The organism is Levilactobacillus tongjiangensis, from assembly GCF_003946345.1.
Taxonomy (GTDB): Bacteria; Bacillota; Bacilli; order Lactobacillales; family Lactobacillaceae; genus Levilactobacillus; species Levilactobacillus tongjiangensis.
Genome location: NZ_RHNY01000001.1, coordinates 14,857 through 32,759, shown reverse-complemented (window position 1 = coordinate 32,759; position 17,903 = coordinate 14,857). Strand labels below are relative to the sequence as shown.

Below are 17,903 nucleotides of genomic sequence, written 5' to 3'. Positions count from 1 at the left end.
GATCAAGTCCTCCTAACTTTTTTGACAACCTCATAAATAAGGAACAGGCATATGATCCACAATACAGAAACGTACAGTGAAAGACGCATGCTAGAGCTGAAAAACAGGATGACAAAGATAATCGCATAAAATGCAAGCGCAATGTAGTCGGCGTAAGGATAGAATGGTGCTGGAAAAATATTATGTTCAGCGCTTTCTTTATTCTTACGTCTATAGACTAAGTGAGTGATGATCAAGACGGACCAAACGAATAGGAAACTAACCGTGGCCACACCGGAAATTAAACTAAAGACATCCTTCGGCATCACATAGTTCAACACAACCACAATCAGCAAGGCTGCTGAGGACAGTAGTAGCGCGTTTTGTGGAACGTGATTTTTATTCACGTGCTTGAACCGTTGTGAAGCGTTGTGACCCTTTGCTAATGACCATAGCGTACGACTAGTGGTGAAAATGGCAGAATTGCAGGCAGACAAGGCTGCAGTCAACACAACAAAGTTAACGACACCAGCAGCTGCATTGATACCAATATCAGCAAACATTTGGACAAATGGACTTTGCGTTTGAGCTAATTTGTTCCAAGGATAAACGGACATGATAATGATCATTGAACCAATGTAGAACAACCCAATCCGCAGCGGCAAACTGTTAACCGCTTTGGGCAAGTTCTTCTCGGGACTTTCCGTTTCACCAGCAGTGATCCCGACCATTTCAATCCCGACGAAGGCAAACACAATCATCTGGAACGAGGCCATGAATCCTTTAATACCAGTTGGGAAGACCCCACCATGGCTGTACAAGTTACTAAAACTAGCAACTGTATTCGGCGTTGTAAAATTCGTACCGATAAGGTAAAGCCCAATCACAATTAACAACAGTATGGCAACGACCTTGATCATTGAAAACCAAGATTCCATTTCCCCAAACAAATCAACGTTGGCCAAGTTGACCAGTAATAACAACACGATGATGAGTAAGGGGGTCGCCCACTGTGGAAAATGTGGGAACCAAAACCGGATATAAATTCCAGACGCCGTTAAATCAGCCATGGCGATACTGATCCAACAGAACCAATACGTCCAACCTAAGACAAACTCAAATCTGTTCCCTAAGTAACGTCCCACGAAGTCGATAAACGAGTGGAGACGCGTATCCGAAAGCAACAATTCCCCGACACTGCGCATCAAAAAGAAGCAAATGATACCAGTAATCAGATATGACAGGATAATGGACGGTCCGGCTTCATGGATTGCAGTCCCTGAGCCTAAGAACAGTCCGGTCCCAATTGCTCCTCCAATGGCGATTAATTGAATATGTCTATTCTTTAGCGATCGCGATAATTGTTGATCATCATTCATACTTAACTCAATCCTCTTCGGAACAAAAGGGATGTTACATAGTCAACTGTTACATAGTCAACTGTAACATCCCTGATGTTCAACATACGTTACATTAATGCTTATTTATTTAATCTCTAGCCAATTCCGCCTTCAGTTTTAACTGGTGAGAAGAAGTGGTCGATGATGTTTGATACACGTTCAAGGTCAACGTTACCACCAGATACCATGGCAACAACCTTCTTGTCCTTTAACCACTTGTCGTCGATCTTGTGAGCTTCGAGGGCAGCAGTTGGTAAGGCACCAGCACCTTCAGCAACAACTTTGGTCCGTTGCAGTAAGTCCTTCATAGCCTTAGCAATGTCTTCTTCGGAAACTAAGACAATTTCGTCAACCAAGTTTGAAACAACTGGGAACGTAATGTCACCAGGAGTGGAAACATCGGTACCATCAGCAAGAGTTAAGTCTTTATGGTGGGTAACGATCTTACCAGCATCGATAGATGCCTTCATACCATGAACGTTTTCAGATTGTACACCGACAACGTGGATTGATGGGTTGAATGACTTCAAAGCGGTAGCAATACCACCGATTAAGCCCCCACCACCACATGGTACGATGACAGTGTCAACATCCCATAGGTCATCAAGGATTTCAAGACCGATAGTCCCTTGTCCAGCCATAACGTACTTGTCGTTAAATGGATCGACAATGGTCTTGCCTTCTTTTTTACCACGTTCTGCCATCCACTTGTGAGCATCGTCGAACAATGCACCGTGAATATCAACTTCGGCACCGTAGCCGGCAGTTGCGTCACGCTTCATTTGTGGAGCTTCGTCAGGCATAACAACAGTTGCGTCAATGCCAAGTAACTTACTGGTCAAGGCAACACCTTGAGCATGGTTACCAGCAGAAGCAGTGATAACACCACGAGCCTTTTCAGCGTCGGTCAAGTGGTTGATCTTGTTGTTAGCACCACGGAACTTGAAAGAACCGGTTAATTGCATGTTTTCCAATTTGAGGTAAACATCCCCACCAACAACGTTGTTACTCAGGAACATGGACTTAACCAATGGCGTTCTCCGAGCATACTTCGAAACAATACTTCTTGCTTCTTCGATATCTTGAATGTTGAGCAGGTCGTTCGTCTTTAATACTACATCATTTGCAGCCATTATTTTCACTCCTCAATTGTGTTTGAAACTCAAACTTTTAAGTTTTGAAACCTAAGTAAGATAAGCGATTATTAAGCGTTTTGTAATTCAGTGTATGGTAAGTCGAGTGACTTAGCCAAACCTTCATTAGTAACTTTACCTTCGTACAGGTTGACCCCTGAAGCTAAGGCTGGATCGGACTTGATAGCATCATCGATGCCCTTGTCAGCGATTTCCAATAAGTACTTCAAGTTTCCTGCAGCAAGTGCCATCGTAGCGGTACGTGGAACAGCACCTGGTTGGTTAGGAACAGCATAGTGAATAACGCCGTCTTTGATGAATACAGGGTCATCAATAGTCGTAGGCTTGTCAATCGTTTCAACGGTCCCACCTTGGTCGATGGCAACATCGACGATAACGGAGCCCTTCTTCATTGACTTAACCATGTATTCCTTGACCAACTTCGGTGGACGAGAACCAGGAATAAGAATAGTTGATACAAAGATATCAGCATCCTTGATTTCCTTAGCCAAGTTTTCTTCGTTGGACTTAACAACACGTACGTTCTTGCCAGCAAATTGTGTTTCAAGTTCTTTGATCCGGTCGTCATTTAATTCAATGATAACTACGGAGCAACCCAAACCTAAAGCCATATCTGTGGCACCAATAGCAGCGTGACCACCACCAAAGATAACAACGTTACCAGCGTGGATACCAGGAACAGGGATACCTGGAAGTAAGATACCTTCGCCTTGGTGTTGTGCTTCCAAGTAGTAAGCACCCATGATAACTGAACGACGCCCTGCGATTTGACTCATAGGGGAAAGCAATGCCAGCTTGCCATCTTCAACGATAGTTTCGCCACCAATTGCGGTCGTACCAGCCTTCATCATTGCTTCTACAGTAGGCTTAGATGAAGCTAAATGTTGAAAGCCCCAAACAATCTTGCCCTTGGAGAAGTATTGGTATTCTTCTGGATCTGGTTCCTTAACCTTGATGATCAGGTCAGCTTTCCAACCTTCAGCATGGCTAACGAGTTTCCCACCAGCTTCGACGAATTCATCGTTACTGAAACCAGCACCGACACCAGCGTCTTTTTCAACCAGTACTTCATTACCTGCTTCTACCATCTTGCGAACATTTTCAGGTGTTGCGGCCACACGGCCTTCGCCTTCCTTTTGCTCTTTAATAACGGCAATTTGCATGTAAAAACACTTCCTTGTAAGTTATTTAACTACGACTATTATGCTATACCTTTCACATGGAATTGGCAAGGATTTCATGGAATTTCGTCGAATTTTTTTCAAAAACGGAAGTCAATTATCACGTGATTGGAAGCGCTTTCCCCTTTAGTGGCGCCGGATTTGGTCGCTTTTACTGAAAACGTTGCATGCGAATATTTTTACAAAAGATTTTTTAATGAACTGCTCGTATTAATTACATAATACACAAGCTTCATTATAGGATTTCGCATAAGACTAGGCCTACCAAACCCCTTTGTGAAGGGCCATTTGCTTGTTTGTAAAGTGACCAAATAAAATAATAAGCAGTGTCTTTCAGTTGTGTCCGACTAAATTTATCCATTTAAACTGTAACCAGGCGGAATATCATTAGAGTTTTCTCATTATCGCTCAACTATGAAGGCCTTGTTTTCATTTCGGAAAAGCGGTATACCCGTATCTCCCGTTATAGGTATACCAATTCACAAAGTCGACCTTCTCACTAGCCAAATTATTCTTCTGGGCACCAAAAAAAATTGTTTTAAGCCTGGATCCCCCGGCCCACACCGGTTTATGCGGAGATTGCACCACCAAAAAAGGCTTTTACTGTCCCCCTAAAGGTTCAGCAAAAGCCACCCACACTGCTATTTAAAGGTGTTACCCTCTCCGACGATTCAGCCGGTTACGGCCCATCACACCAGCCAGTGCCAGCAACATCAGGCCCGTTACTGACCAGAATAGGGATTGATAACTACCGTATTCAATAATCAAGCCACCGTACAAGGGACCCACTGCCCGACCAAATGAAATGGCCATATTGTAGATGCCTTGGAACTTTCCCTTGTCATTATCACCAGCCAGACCATCGATCCACGCGGGGATTCCTGGAAAGCCGGTCATCTCACCAAACGTTAAGATAACCATGGTCAGGACAAACATGGCATAGCTCTTAGCAAACACTAACAATAGGAAGGAGAGGATAAAAATCAGGGTTCCTACCCAAATTTGAGAACTCAACCGGAAACGTGCCGCCAACCGATTGACGATTGGTTGGCCAAAGACGATCATGAGACCATTCAACGTCCAGAGAAGACTGTATTTTTCAAATGAAATCCCTAGGCCCGTCATATGAACCGAAATCACACTTTCCCACAGGGAATAGCTCATATAGAGGCAGAAGACTAGAAAAGCAATTAGCCAAATCAGATTCAACTGGGCTGGCTTTGCGGGCCCCCGACTATGTTCGAAGCTCCTCTGCTCAATGTTCGCCCGGAAATCAAACAAAAAGATCAGTAAGAGGGCCAGATAGCTCAACGCTGCCACGATAAAGACTAATGTGACCCCGTGAGCCATCAAGACCCCCACCATCAGTGTGCCGACAACGACCCCTAAGTTCATCCCAATATAGAGGTAATTGAAAACCTTGCGACTTTCAACAGACTTCACGGTCGCCGCAAAGGAATTGACCACGGTCATCACGATGCCGTCGCCTAACCCAATGAACAGGAGCATGATGCCAAAGATTGGCCACCCGTGGACAAAGATCAGCGTCATCATTGGTACCAAAGAACAGAGTGTTCCCACAATTGCCGACCAAAATGGCGACCAGCGGTCAAACATTCGGCCACCCAGCCAATTCCCCAGAATCATGCACAACGACATCCCCAGCAAGGCAATCCCCGCCAACGTCAGACTTTGATGGAGTTGATTATGCATGTAGACCGTCGTCAACGGCCACATACACGCTGCTGCAGCGTTCAATAGAAGGGTCGCCGATACAATACCGGCCATACTCACTTCTTTTTTTGTTTTTCCCATTATAGTCCCTCACTTAATTTTCACTCTGCATCCATTGTCGCATACTTAGCTTTATTGCGAAACACAAAGACCTAGACGCTAATGTACCCAATAATTTTCGATTTTCTTCAAATAAATGGGTGAACTTGATTTGAGTCAAGTTCTTTTGTCGCCACTGACCGTATACTAACTTATGTAATCAAGACAAACGAAAACCTAGGAGGTATTCATTATGAGTAAAGTAACCATGAAATTAGACGCGCTGACCTGCCCATCTTGCATGACTAAAATCGAAGGCGCTTTGAGCAAAAAGGATGGCGTGAAGAACGTCAAGGTTCTGTTCAACGCCAGCAAGGTTAAAGCCGAGTTTGATGACGCAGCCGTATCTGCCGATGACCTCGAAAATACCGTCACCGACCTAGGCTATGCTGTTCAAAGCTCTAAAGTTAAAGCTCTCTAATCCCTACTCACCGAAAGGAAGTTCATCCAATGACTACTACTATTGAAGACCGTTACGCTGCCGAACAAGCCCAAACTGAACACGACCACCACGTTCCCACCGCTGGTGCCATGACCAACCACATTCTCTCCAACCTGCATATTTCTATCGTAAAATTTCATCAGGTTCGCTGGTCCGTCAAGGGTCCGCTGGCTCTGAGCGTCCGTCAACTGCTCAACGGGTACATCGCCACCTACCGTCAACAGTTCGATGCACTGGGTGAATTGCTTTTAGATGAAGGCGAAATCGTGTCAACCACGACTAAGGAATTCCACAACTACAACATGCTACAAGAAGGCGGCGACAAGAAGTACTTACCCGCTGAAGAACAAATTAGCGAGTTAGTCCACGACACCGACACCCATAACTTATTTGTCGACCGGGCCATTAAACTAGCTGAAAAGGAAGAACGTCCTGCCTTAGCTAGTTTCCTAACCGACTTACGTGGAACGAACAACCACATCATTCGCGAACTTCAAGCTCTGCTGGGTAACGATGCTCGTGATGGTTTGGATGAAGAAGACGATGATGACGACGATGATTAATCAGCGTTAAGAATAGTGTTAGCACACTGCGAGGTGCTAACACTTTTTTTGTCGCCAAACTGAACCGGTTAAAGTGGCCATCACATTTTGCAACCGTTTGCATTGTCCGGGGGTAACCGTTTATTATAGAAGAGAAACAGTCAAAAGGAGTCTTACCCACATGTCTACCTTACCCAAGTATCAGCAAAATCAACAAACGATTACCTTTGATTACCCTCACCGACCGCTACAATTAAGCATCCTGACCCCTAGTATCATTCGGGTCTTTGCCAACCGCGGTGAAACCGGCCAGTCTTATGCCATTGAAGATGACAAACAGCAGCCAACCGACTATGACTTGACGGTCGTTGCTCACCAATATGTACTCACTACCAGTGACCTTACCGTCAAGCTCGACGCTGACGGTCACGTTGACGTTTACGATGCAGCTGGTCACGCACTCATCACTGATTTTCGTGGTGAGCGCCACCTCCTTGATAAAGGGGTCGATAAAGTTCACCAAAAACTAGTTGAAGCGGAAGGGCACAGCGTGACCAACGTCACCATTGATGATCATGCAAGTTACTACCAGGTCGTCAAAGAACTAGCCGCAGATGAACACCTCTACGGCCTCGGCGACAAGACCGGCTACCTCGACAAACGGGGGTTTGAATATGATAACTGGAATATTGATTACCCCGACCCCCAACTAGAAATTCTGCCCAATATTTATAAATCGATTCCCGTGCTACTAGGCCTTAAGAACGGCCACCCTTACGGCCTCTTCTTCGACAACCCCTATAAGAGTCACTTGGATTTGGGCAAGGAAAGCAACCACTACTACTTCTACAGCGCGGTGGCCGGCAACCTGGATTACTACATTCTAGGTGGTGCCACCTTGAAAGCTATCGTGACCAACTACACCTACCTCACTGGTCGCACACCACTGCCTCAGAAATGGACTTTAGGCTACCAACAATCCCGTTGGGGGTACAGTGCTAGCCAGGCCGAGGTGCAAGCCATTGCTGATAATCTGCGGGAAAAGAATCTGCCTTGCGACGCCATTCACTTTGACGTCGACTACATGCGCGGCTATCGCGTCTTCACTTGGGATCGCGCCAAGTACGCGGACCCGGCTAAGTTTGTTGCCCACCTGAAGCAGCAAGGATTTAAGGTCGTCCCCATCATTGATCCGGGCGTTAAGCAGGACCCCGATTACACCATCTACCAAGAGGGCCTGCAACACGACTACTTTGTGAAGACCCCGGCCGGTGAAACCTACATCAACAAAGTTTGGCCCGGTAATTCGGCCTTTCCAGACTTTGGTCGCCCGGCCGTTCGCCACTGGTGGGCACAAAATACGAAAGTTCTCACGGATACCGGCGTGGCGGGTATTTGGAACGATATGAACGAACCCGCATCGTTTGACGGTGAAATCCCTCTGGATACAGTGTTTAGCGACCAGGACACCCCCGCGACCCATAAAAAAATGCACAACGTTTACGGCCATAACATGGCGCGCGCCACGTACGCCGGACTCAAGGAACATCAAGGCACACGGCCCTTCGTCATCACCCGAGCTGCCTATGCCGGTACTCAGAAGTATTCGACTGTCTGGACTGGTGATAACCGCAGTATGTGGCCACATCTACAAATGATGATTCCCCAGCTCTGTAACTTGGGACTGAGCGGATTCAGCTTTGCCGGTACCGACATTGGTGGCTTCGCTTCCGATTCGTCCGCTGAACTCCTGACTCGTTGGATCGAAGCGGCCATCTTCAGCCCACTGTTACGGAATCACGCGGCCATGGGAACGCGACACCAAGAACCCTGGAGCTTTGGGGAACCCACCCTTAGCATTTACCGGCGCTATCTAAAACTACGTTACCGGTTCATCCCCTTCCTTTACGATCTTTTCGCTGACGAAACGCAGACTGGTCTGCCAATCATGCGGCCCCTTGTGTTGAATTATCCTGCCGACCAGCGTGTCCGCAACCTGGATGATGAATTCATGGTGGGTGACAGTCTGCTCGTAGCGCCCATCGTTCAAAAGTCTCAGACCAAGCGGCTGGTCTACCTCCCAGCTGGGGACTGGATCGACTTCTGGAATAATCAAGAGTATCGCGGCGAACAAGACATTGTCGTCGCCGCGCCACTGGATAAGTTACCATTATTCGTGAAAAAAGGGACGGTGCTTCCTTGGGGGCCAGCCGTTTCCTATATTTCAGATGAACCTGATACAACTATGACCTTCAAGCTTTACGGCAACACAACCACCTACCAGCATTATCAGGACAATGGGACTGACTTCGCCTACCAGGATGGCCACTATAACCGCTATACTATCAGCGTAACGGACGGACAGGTACAGGTTCGTCTAACCCATCATGGCTTCGAACCGGTTTATCAAACCATTCAACTAGACCTCGCTGACCACCAGCTTCTGCTTCACTACGATGCCGCCACAGCGAGTTATCAGGCATAAACTGCCCGCCATTTCCACTGCGCTTGCAGCGATTAAAAAGATTCGGGACCAATCCTCCCGAATCTTTTTTGTACATAAACCCAAATAGTGAGTCCGCCTTACCGGCCGGCAGATATGGGCTGGAACGGTGCGGACACAACTTGAAGCCTCGAAAAACACGAGTCTACAAGCTTGGTCTTATTCTAAGCCAGCGGAAAATCACCCGCTGACTAAGAATAACTTCGCGCCTGAGCCCATATCTGCCGACCTCACGGCTCTGATCTACACCCTGAGCTTCAAGTTCAACTTAGGCCACAAATAATCCCAGCCGGAGGCGGCCAGGGACGGGGCCAGCCGTGAAAATGGCATTGGTTGGCGATCTTAGCCAACCTAGGCCATGGGCGACTTTGAAGATACGTGGTTTTCGTAGCTTCAAATCGAGCGAGAAGCCCGCTCTTTGCCTGAAGCGTCCCCACAGCAGGCCCCGTCTCTGGCCGCCGGAGAGCGATTAATTTAAGCCAATTATTCTATCATGACTGAAAAATCGAAACGTTATACAAAAGAATTTCGCTAACTTGATTCACATCAAGTTAATGTCGCAGGTTCCGCGGCATAATAAAGACATCAACAAGGATAGAACAATTTAAACAGACACCAAGAAAGGATGCTTCCCATGAAATTTCAACGGTTTATCTACGCACATACGAATCCCATTACCTTCTGGTCAGCTGGCTTAATCATTCTCGGCTTCCTGAACACCTGGTTTACTCACGTTCCTTATGTTACCGACGTTGCCTGGATCGTCGCTTCCGTGATTGCCGCAGCACCAATTGTCTTGAGAGCAATCAGCGCCCTGAAGGCCAAAGTTTTTAGCATTGAACTGCTAGTCGGAATCGCCGTTATTGGGGCATTCGCGATTGGTGAATTTGAAGAATCTGCTATTGTGACTTTCCTATTTCTCTTCGGTTCCTACCTGGAACAGAAAACGTTGGCCAAGACCCGTGGCGCCATTCAATCCCTGACTGAAATGGCCCCCACCACTGCCGAACTGGTCCAAGACGACGGCTCCCTTGAAGAAGTCGATGTCGATGACCTAGAAGAAGGCAACGTCGTTCTTGTCAAAGCCGGTGGGCAAGTCCCCGTCGATGGTAAAGTTGTTAGTGGCTCCGGTTACGTTAACGAAGCCTCCATCACCGGTGAATCCCGGCCTATCAACAAAGCTGATGGTGACGGTGTCTTCTCCGGTGCCATGGTTGAAAGTGGCACCTTAACGATTGAAGCCACCCAGGTTGGTGACGAGACCACCTTCTCTAAGATCATTGAATTGGTTGAAGAAGCCCAAGATACCAAGTCTCCCGCTGAAAAGTTTATTGATAAATTCGCTCAATACTATACACCAGCCGTTTTAATCATCGCCATCTTAGTCTTTGTCTTCTCCCGCGACCTTCGCTTGGCCATCACCGTGCTGGTACTCGGTTGCCCTGGGGCCTTAGTTATCGGTGCACCGGTTTCCAACGTAGCTGGTATCGGTAACGGTGCTAAGAACGGTATCCTTATCAAGGGTGGAGACGTCGTTGAAAGTTTAGCTAAAGTCGACACCATTGTGTTTGATAAGACTGGGACGTTAACTACTGGCAAAATGACGGTAGCTGATACGAAATCCTACACTGACGATAAAACGCTCCTAGCCGGTGTCGCTCAAATTGAAAAGACCTCCGATCACCCCTTGGCTCAGGCCATTGTGGCCCACCTATCCGCTCATTTACCAGCAGATACTGCTACTTTAGAAACTGAAACTATCAAAGGTCGTGGCATGGCCGGCAACTGGCATGACAATCAGTTATTTGTTGGTAACGCTGCTCTGTTAAACGATAACGGTATCGAGTTGACAGCAGACCAGCTGAATGATCTCCACACCATGCAAGACGACGGTCAATCCACCGTTCTGGTTGGCTACCAAGGCAAACTAGCCTTTATCTTAGGCGTCGCTGATACCGTTCGTCCTGAAGTTCCAGAAGCTTTAGCCGCCCTCAAGCGGCAAGGTATCAAGCACCTGGTCATGTTAACTGGTGACAACCAAGCCACTGCTCAAGCCGTTGCTGAATCTCTCAGTATCGACGAAGTTCACGCCGACTTACTCCCAGCTGACAAGGTCACCTTCGTTAAAAAGTTTCAAGATATGGGTCGTAACGTTGCCTTCGTTGGTGACGGGATCAACGATAGTCCTTCCCTAGCCACGGCTAGTGTCGGCATCGCCATGGGTGGCGGGACCGACGTGGCAATTGAAACGGCCGACGTCGTCTTGATGCAATCCAGCTTCACAGCTTTGAACCACGCCGTTGGCTTAGCTAAAAAGACCTCTGCCAACACGAAGGAAAACATTACGATTGCCATCTTAACAGTAGCCTTCCTGCTAATTGGCCTGGTTTACGGCTACATCTACATGGCCAGTGGTATGTTCGTCCACGAAGCCTCTATCCTGGTCGTCATCTTCAACGCCATGCGGTTGATTGGTTACCATCCTCGCGGTACCAAGGATGCTAAGCCAGTTGCCCAACAACTCGCAACGAACTAATCCTTGCTTCTAACAACTCACAAATAGCGGTCACTCTTCCTAGAGGGTGGCCGCTATTTGTATCCATTAGTTTTACGAAAAAAGACTGGCACCCCATTACTGAGTTACCAGTCTCACAAGTTAAGTTTGAATTTTAAAGCCTACTTCGTGAAAGTCCACTTAGCAGCTGGAGCAACGCCGGCCTTAACGGCAACGACCTTGTTCTTGCTGTTAACGATCTTGAACTTCTTAGCAGAAGTGAAGCGCAGGTAAAGCGTCTTAGAGGACTTAGAACCCTTAGGGGTGTATGAAATCTTCCAGAACGTTGGGGTCTTAGCATCTACACTGTACTTAGCGTAAGAAACTAACGTCTTAACCTTCTTACCATTCTTGTAGAGGTATTGGTTAAAACCAGTCTTTTGGCTGAAGACCATCTTTTGTGAATACTTGTTAGCCGTGTTGGACTTCCAAGTACCAGTTGGTGTCTTCACGGAAAAGCTAGCCGTACTCTTCTTGGTTGAAGTCGTAGCTTTCTTGGTAGTTGTCTTCTTAGTAGCGGCCTTTTTAGTGGTCGTCTTCTTAGTGGTTGTCTTCTTAGTCGTAGCAGCCTTAGTCGAAGCAGCTTGGACCCGGATGATCCGGTAGAAGTAAGCCTTCGTCTTTGGATTCGTTGCGTAAACGTAAACGTTAGCGTTCTTCTTCAACTTCTTAGATAACTTAATGGAGAACTTCCCCGTCGTCTTTGAAGCAGTCCCACTAGCAAGGTTCTTCTTAGCATTCTTGGTTGCCTTAACAGTAACCTTAGAACCCTTAGTAGCCGTCCCCGCAACCTTGCTGGAAGACGTAGAGATAGCCTTAACACTCAGGCTGGGACCGATGTGCTTCGTCGCAGCGTGTGCCGTAGTTGTTGCTGCTGGAGTGATCGCCGTAGCTGGGACCGTAGCGCCTACCGTGGCTAACGTGACCAACCCGGTCAATGCAACCATAAATTTCTTCATTATTCCTGACCCCTTAATCTACCGGCGATTTCCAGCCGGTATTTATTTTTATAACCGACTAGTAGTATAACAGATTTTGTATAAATTAGTGCCCGTACCGAACAGGAGTTTACAGTTTTTTAATAAGGCTTAACACTATCTTTAATATACATGGCTAATGGCCCTAAGTATTCGCTAATAGTTACCTGACGAAGCTAACTCCCCTTTAATGAAGAAAACAGTTAGCCATCATAATAAATTGCTGTCGAATTAATCACTACCGATTGTCCCTAATTCAACGCCGAAGCCCACCTAATTCAAGCCCTCAGCTAAGTCCCGCTGCCGGTAGTATTCACGGGCGAAGTCGACTAGATCGCGCATTGAAAAGGCCAGCGCCGTCCGATCATTTCCAATGGCTGCCTGCCGCACACTCTCCGGCTTAGCTGCCATGAACTGCGCACCCATTTCATTGAAATCATCATAGGGCTCCAACTCCACCATTTTAAAGGACACCCATTGCTTTTGACCGGCCGTTTGAATCGGCGCTCGTTCTTCAAAAACCGGCCGCGGCAACGTGGATTCAGCCAAGTGAATCGCCGTTCCCGTTTCAAAATCAGTCCCTAAGAAGAGGACTTTCGCGTTCAAGTCGTATAACTTTTGAAGCGGTCCCTGGGCACCGAAGGGCAGATCATAGGTTGTTGTTTCACAAATATGTTGTGCCTGAACACCCCAAGCGGTCATCGAACAGGTTGGATGGCCGCTTCGTTGCGTACCCGGTAAGCTGCGAAAATACTCCGGTAACGCGCCAATCAAATGACACGGCGTGAGCTGTCGGTCAAAGCCTGGCAGTGCCGCCATCACTTGATCCTGATGCGCCGTTTGAACCGGTGGATTGATCCACTCATGGGGGTCAGATAAATCAGATGACTGAGCCGGCATGGCAATATTGCCTTTCGCCAGACCAGCTTTCAAAGCCGCAATTAGTGTCTGTTCACCACCCGGAATAAATCCAAAAGCACTTAACGACGTATGTACGAGACAAGTATCCTGTTCTTGTAAACCCAACTCTTGGAAGAGGGTCATTAAATCAGTATAGGTGGTCACTGTGGTAATTGGCTGTTGATACCAAGGCTGTTTCATAGGCATTCCTCTTTTCTAAATTACGCCTATTTTAGCACGCCTGCTTATTTAGATATCAAAATTATTTGCGCTGTTAATTCTGTAGCAATTTAATATGGTTATATAATGGATATTCTGGTGTAGTAACCACTCTACGACCAGGGTATGCTAATCATGTAAATAACTTATGGGAGGGATCAGCATGATAGTCAGCAGTAATCATGGATATATTAAACCTTTATCTCTAAAAACACATTGGGTACTTGCTGCAATAGCCAGTGGAATCCTGCTAGGAGGCGGAACGGTCACCGTTGGCCATGCAGATTCAATCCCAGATAACCAAGACAGTGAGACTAGTTCTCCTAAAGAGGACACTAGTTCAGCTCCAACTAAATCAGCAGTGCTGACCTCATCAACTCCTAGCAACTCAAGTAGCGATTTAAGAAACACCAATTCGGATAACCAGATTGACGATTCAACTAACAAGCCTAAGACTGAGCCAGTGACTAATGACGAAACAACCAGCGACAGTCACAAAGGGACCACACCACCAATCACACCAAAAAATCCCGTCAATTCTGATACGCCAGCTCCTGTCACAGCAGAAAACACCATCCGCCAGCCTAACCGGTCAGCATTGCTGAAAGCGGCAACTCCCGCTGATGATCAGATCGTAACAATTAAGGATGCCAGTTTAACCGCAGCCGTTAAGTCTGCGTTAGGCTTAACAACAACCGGTAGCCTAACCGTTGGTGCTATTCGGCAATTCAAAGGAACCACCTTAACCTTAAATCTGGCTACTATCAACGACATGAGTGGATTAGACGCCCTTCAGTACCTACCCTCAACTGCACTGATTGATCTAACCCTGACATACTCTCCAATTAAGTCTGACGGAACTGCTTCTCCTTACTTTGATCTCACACCGCTAACTAATCTACGGTTCACTAACCTCTCAATCACTGACTACTATTCCGGCTACCTTAGTGACGACATGCTGAACCAGCTCACCCGAATCGATCCCACTAAAATTGCCCGCTTTGCTCTCAGAGGCAATATCTATTCCAATGATTATCAAGCCTTACAGAATCGTCAGTTAGCCTTGTTAGCACCCTGGCTAACCATCATTGGCAATAATGGCTATCAACTAGGTATGACACCGCTCAGTCAAATCGATCTCTCTGGAAATAACCTGTCCGACTTCTCTCCACTAGGCGGTATCAAAGCCGACACACAAATCTTGGCAATCGGCGAATCCTTCTACAGTAATCATCAAGTGAACGTTGTTATTGGTCAGCCAGTGACGCTTATCCCCGACGAATCTTACGGTTTGGATGGACAACTTTTAGCGAACGGCAAAACCTACTCCTTTAATACCGCTGACGTAGGAACCTATACGCCAATTACTAACCTCAACAATGGTCAAATCTATTTTGATAATCCTCAGCAAATTACGAGTGCTAGCTTCTCTAAATACATCACATACGGTCAGCTTGGCTTTATTCGGGGAACTACCTCGCCAAATATTGCGTACATTAAAGCTACGTATGCAGGAGGAGCTGAGCTGATTTACGATACCCGGATCTTCCGCTTAGCCAACTGGCAGGCCTCACCAACTGTGACTATCTCCTTTACAGATGAAGCTGGAAGCGTTTTGCAGAACGACGTTAGCCTTGGTGCAGCTGCCAAATTGGGCGAAACTTATGATTTAACCGCCCTCACGCAACTTAAGGACTACCAACTAGTCGCCGGTCAAGCAGCTAAATTAAGAGGAGTCTACACGCTTGATCCTCAAGCAGTCACACTGGTCTTTAAGAAGCAGGCGCTTACCCCAACAACACCGACCTCACCAATCGCTGGCTTTGATATTACGGGTAATCTCCCGACGCCGCCAGTCGAGGACACCGATAGTACAGACGACCATGGCACCACGACAGCCGCAACCATCGCTCAACAGATCACCACACAAACAATAGCAGCAACTGCCGCAACAGCGCCTGCTGCTCAAACACAGCCAGTGAGCCACCCCCAACAACAGGAAATTGCAACAATCGTCGTCAATGGTGGCTCAGCCGACGCAATCGACGATACCCAAGCAGCCCTCAGTCCAGAGCAGTCGGTTTCCAAGCAAAACCGTGTTGCCTTGGCAGCCAATGTTCAGACTGCTCAATCGCCAGTCGTTCAATTACCCATTACTCAGAAATCCCCCACTCGTTCAAATCCCAAGCGCACCACAAAGGCCCAAACAACGCTACCCCAGACGAGTGACCGATCAACCTCATTCTTGGTTTTATTAGGGTTAGCTAGCTTGCTCAGTCTCTCTTGGCTCGGCAAGACCTACGTTAAAAGAAATTAATTTCAGCATTCCGCCCCGTTACACTTGCAGTGACGGGGTTTTCTGCTAGACTACAAGTGTTAGCGATTTCATTTTAAGCGATTGGCGAAAGGCGTTTCCATTGCAATTCACATAAAATGATTTGTTTTCATGAAAATGAATTTTTACTGAAAACGTTGTTTCTTCAGCGTTGCAACCGGTTGTCCAAATTTAAAATTCTTGCTTTAAAAAGTTAGCTTTTCACGGTGAAGTAGTGTATAATTCCTTTTTGAAGTGGTCTAGACAGTCGTTTAGATAACTCGCGGACTCAGTGTGGTTTTGCTCCCACACTGACTAACCGATTAATCATTGTTTTTTCTATTTGTAGATGCTACTCATATAACGTACTTAAAATTTAAGGAGTGACGATCTCGTGGCAACTGAACGTAAAGCTTTATTCGTATTCTTCGGTGGTACTGGTGACTTAGCTTACCGGAAACTCTACCCAAGTCTGTTCAACCTCTATCGGAAGGGTAACTTGCGGTCCCATTTCGCAGTTATCGGGACTTCTCGTCAAACACTCGACGACGAAAAGTTCCGGGCAGCTATCAAGAAGTCTTTGGCTGATAGCGGTAACCGGTCAGATTCTAAGGAAGCAACTGACTTCATTTCTCACTTCTACTACCAAGCACATGACGTTACGAACGTTGCTCACTACTCCGTCTTAAAGGACGCCGCTGACAAGCTTGATAAGAAGTACAAATTAGACGGCAACCGGATCTTCTACCTGTCCATGGCACCACAATTCTTCGGTACTATTGCCCAAGACTTGAAGACACAAGGTCTGATGTCCACGAACAAAGACGCCTTCAACCGTCTGGTCATTGAAAAGCCATTTGGCCGTGACTACGACTCTGCTAAAGAATTAAACGATGCCTTAAGCAAGTCCTTCGAAGAAGACCAAATCTTCCGGATCGACCACTACTTAGGTAAGGAAATGATTCAAAACATTGAAGCCTTGCGCTTTGGGAACACCTTAGTTGAATCCCTTTGGAACAACCGTTACATCGATAACATCCAAGTAACGTTGTCCGAAAAATTAGGGGTTGAAGAACGGGCTTCCTACTATGACAACAGTGGTGCCTTACGTGATATGGTTCAAAACCATATCATGCAAATCGTTTCTCTGTTAGCCATGGAACAACCAGTTGCCTTCACGGATACTGATATCCGGGCTGAAAAGGTGAAAGCTTTACGGAGCCTGCGGGTCTACAACGTTGCTGACGCCGCAACTAACTTCGTTCGTGGCCAATACGGTGCCGTTAACGACCAACCAGACTACCGTCACGAAGACAACGTTCCAGTTGATTCAACGACTGAAACCTTCGTTGCTGGTAAGTTATTATTTGATAACTACCGTTGGTCAGGTACCCCATTCTACGTCCGGACTGGTAAGATGTTAGCTGACAAGTTCACACGAGTTGACGTTGTCTTCAAGCGTCCATTAGTTGATATCTTTGCCTTCCCACAATCACAAAACACGCCATTGGCTGCCAACGTTTTGACGATCTTTGTTGAACCACACGCAGGGTTCTCACTACAATTGAACGCCAAGACGAACGACACTGGCTTCTCAACGGAACCAATCAAGTTGGATTACTTGGTTGATGCTGAAAAGTCCAAGGATACGCCAGAACCATACGAACGTCTGATTCATGACGTCTTGAACGGCGATGGGACCAACTTCTCCAGTTGGCCAGAAGTTTCCTACGCATGGAAGTTCGTTGACCAAATCCGTCGTGTTTGGGACTTACAAGAACCACAATTCCCTAACTACACGCCACATTCAATGGGACCAGCCGCTGCTGAAGAATTAATTCAACGCGACCACCGTGAATGGATCTACCGTTTGAACAACTAATCATAAAAGCAAAAACCGCTCAT

General features: G+C 46.8%; 12 protein-coding genes. 6 read left to right on the top strand and 6 right to left on the bottom strand.

What is annotated here, in order from left to right; all coding sequences use genetic code 11:
- Positions 1-2: 2 nt before the first annotated feature.
- The 4 genes from EKM75_RS00130 to EKM75_RS00115 form a co-directional block, all read right to left on the bottom strand.
- Positions 3-1,358 (bottom strand): amino acid permease, encoded by a 1,356-nt coding sequence (locus EKM75_RS00130; protein ID WP_125682353.1) that lies wholly within the window; start codon positions 1,356-1,358, stop codon positions 3-5.
- Positions 1,359-1,474: 116 nt separating this feature from the next.
- Positions 1,475-2,512, bottom strand: coding sequence for a bifunctional threonine ammonia-lyase/L-serine ammonia-lyase TdcB (gene tdcB, locus EKM75_RS00125; protein WP_125690983.1), 1,038 nt, complete (start codon positions 2,510-2,512; stop codon positions 1,475-1,477).
- A gap of 71 nt (positions 2,513-2,583) precedes the next feature.
- Complete coding sequence (ald, locus tag EKM75_RS00120; protein ID WP_125690981.1) at positions 2,584-3,696, bottom strand: alanine dehydrogenase; 1,113 nt, start codon at positions 3,694-3,696, stop codon at positions 2,584-2,586.
- 672 nt (positions 3,697-4,368) lie between these two features.
- Positions 4,369-5,529 (bottom strand): MDR family MFS transporter, encoded by a 1,161-nt coding sequence (locus EKM75_RS00115; protein WP_125690979.1) that lies wholly within the window; start codon positions 5,527-5,529, stop codon positions 4,369-4,371.
- A 211-nt stretch (positions 5,530-5,740) separates the two neighbouring features.
- Between EKM75_RS00115 and EKM75_RS00110 the strand changes: the two genes are divergently transcribed.
- From EKM75_RS00110 to EKM75_RS00095, 4 genes are all read left to right on the top strand, one after another.
- Positions 5,741-5,968 carry a heavy-metal-associated domain-containing protein gene (locus tag EKM75_RS00110; RefSeq protein WP_125690977.1) on the top strand — a complete coding sequence of 76 codons (228 nt, stop codon included), beginning with the start codon at positions 5,741-5,743 and terminating at the stop codon, positions 5,966-5,968.
- Between the two features lie 29 nt (positions 5,969-5,997).
- Positions 5,998-6,552 (top strand): ferritin-like domain-containing protein, encoded by a 555-nt coding sequence (locus EKM75_RS00105; RefSeq protein WP_125690975.1) that lies wholly within the window; start codon positions 5,998-6,000, stop codon positions 6,550-6,552.
- Between the two features lie 160 nt (positions 6,553-6,712).
- Positions 6,713-9,016 carry a glycoside hydrolase family 31 protein gene (locus EKM75_RS00100; RefSeq protein WP_125690973.1) on the top strand — a complete coding sequence of 768 codons (2,304 nt, stop codon included), beginning with the start codon at positions 6,713-6,715 and terminating at the stop codon, positions 9,014-9,016.
- Positions 9,017-9,668: 652 nt separating this feature from the next.
- Positions 9,669-11,570 (top strand): heavy metal translocating P-type ATPase, encoded by a 1,902-nt coding sequence (locus EKM75_RS00095; RefSeq protein WP_125690971.1) that lies wholly within the window; start codon positions 9,669-9,671, stop codon positions 11,568-11,570.
- Positions 11,571-11,710: 140 nt separating this feature from the next.
- Here the strand turns inward: EKM75_RS00095 and EKM75_RS00090 are convergent, their stop codons facing one another.
- Entirely contained in the window at positions 11,711-12,547 is an 837-nt protein-coding gene (locus tag EKM75_RS00090) for an Ig-like domain-containing protein (protein ID WP_125690969.1), read from the bottom strand.
- Positions 12,548-12,838: 291 nt separating this feature from the next.
- Complete coding sequence (locus EKM75_RS00085; protein ID WP_125690967.1) at positions 12,839-13,666, bottom strand: aminoglycoside N(3)-acetyltransferase; 828 nt, start codon at positions 13,664-13,666, stop codon at positions 12,839-12,841.
- A gap of 181 nt (positions 13,667-13,847) precedes the next feature.
- On the opposite strand from EKM75_RS00085, the gene EKM75_RS00080 reads away from it, so the two are divergent.
- Positions 13,848-16,001 carry a MucBP domain-containing protein gene (locus EKM75_RS00080; protein WP_164508690.1) on the top strand — a complete coding sequence of 718 codons (2,154 nt, stop codon included), beginning with the start codon at positions 13,848-13,850 and terminating at the stop codon, positions 15,999-16,001.
- Between the two features lie 391 nt (positions 16,002-16,392).
- Positions 16,393-17,880: a glucose-6-phosphate dehydrogenase gene (gene zwf / locus EKM75_RS00075; RefSeq protein ID WP_125682330.1), complete on the top strand. Its 1,488-nt coding sequence runs from the start codon at positions 16,393-16,395 to the stop codon at positions 17,878-17,880.
- Positions 17,881-17,903 lie beyond the last annotated feature (23 nt).

What these genes read in the sequence shown, in the direction of transcription:
- EKM75_RS00130 (WP_125682353.1), bottom strand. Translation starts at nt 1,358, where the DNA reads ATGAATGATGATCAACAATTATCGCGATCGCTAAAGAATAGACATATT.
- tdcB (WP_125690983.1), bottom strand. Translation starts at nt 2,512, where the DNA reads ATGGCTGCAAATGATGTAGTATTAAAGACGAACGACCTGCTCAACATT.
- ald (WP_125690981.1), bottom strand. Translation starts at nt 3,696, where the DNA reads ATGCAAATTGCCGTTATTAAAGAGCAAAAGGAAGGCGAAGGCCGTGTG.
- EKM75_RS00115 (WP_125690979.1), bottom strand. Translation starts at nt 5,529, where the DNA reads ATGGGAAAAACAAAAAAAGAAGTGAGTATGGCCGGTATTGTATCGGCG.
- EKM75_RS00110 (WP_125690977.1), top strand. Translation starts at nt 5,741, where the DNA reads ATGAGTAAAGTAACCATGAAATTAGACGCGCTGACCTGCCCATCTTGC.
- EKM75_RS00105 (WP_125690975.1), top strand. Translation starts at nt 5,998, where the DNA reads ATGACTACTACTATTGAAGACCGTTACGCTGCCGAACAAGCCCAAACT.
- EKM75_RS00100 (WP_125690973.1), top strand. Translation starts at nt 6,713, where the DNA reads ATGTCTACCTTACCCAAGTATCAGCAAAATCAACAAACGATTACCTTT.
- EKM75_RS00095 (WP_125690971.1), top strand. Translation starts at nt 9,669, where the DNA reads ATGAAATTTCAACGGTTTATCTACGCACATACGAATCCCATTACCTTC.
- EKM75_RS00090 (WP_125690969.1), bottom strand. Translation starts at nt 12,547, where the DNA reads ATGAAGAAATTTATGGTTGCATTGACCGGGTTGGTCACGTTAGCCACG.
- EKM75_RS00085 (WP_125690967.1), bottom strand. Translation starts at nt 13,666, where the DNA reads ATGAAACAGCCTTGGTATCAACAGCCAATTACCACAGTGACCACCTAT.
- EKM75_RS00080 (WP_164508690.1), top strand. Translation starts at nt 13,848, where the DNA reads ATGATAGTCAGCAGTAATCATGGATATATTAAACCTTTATCTCTAAAA.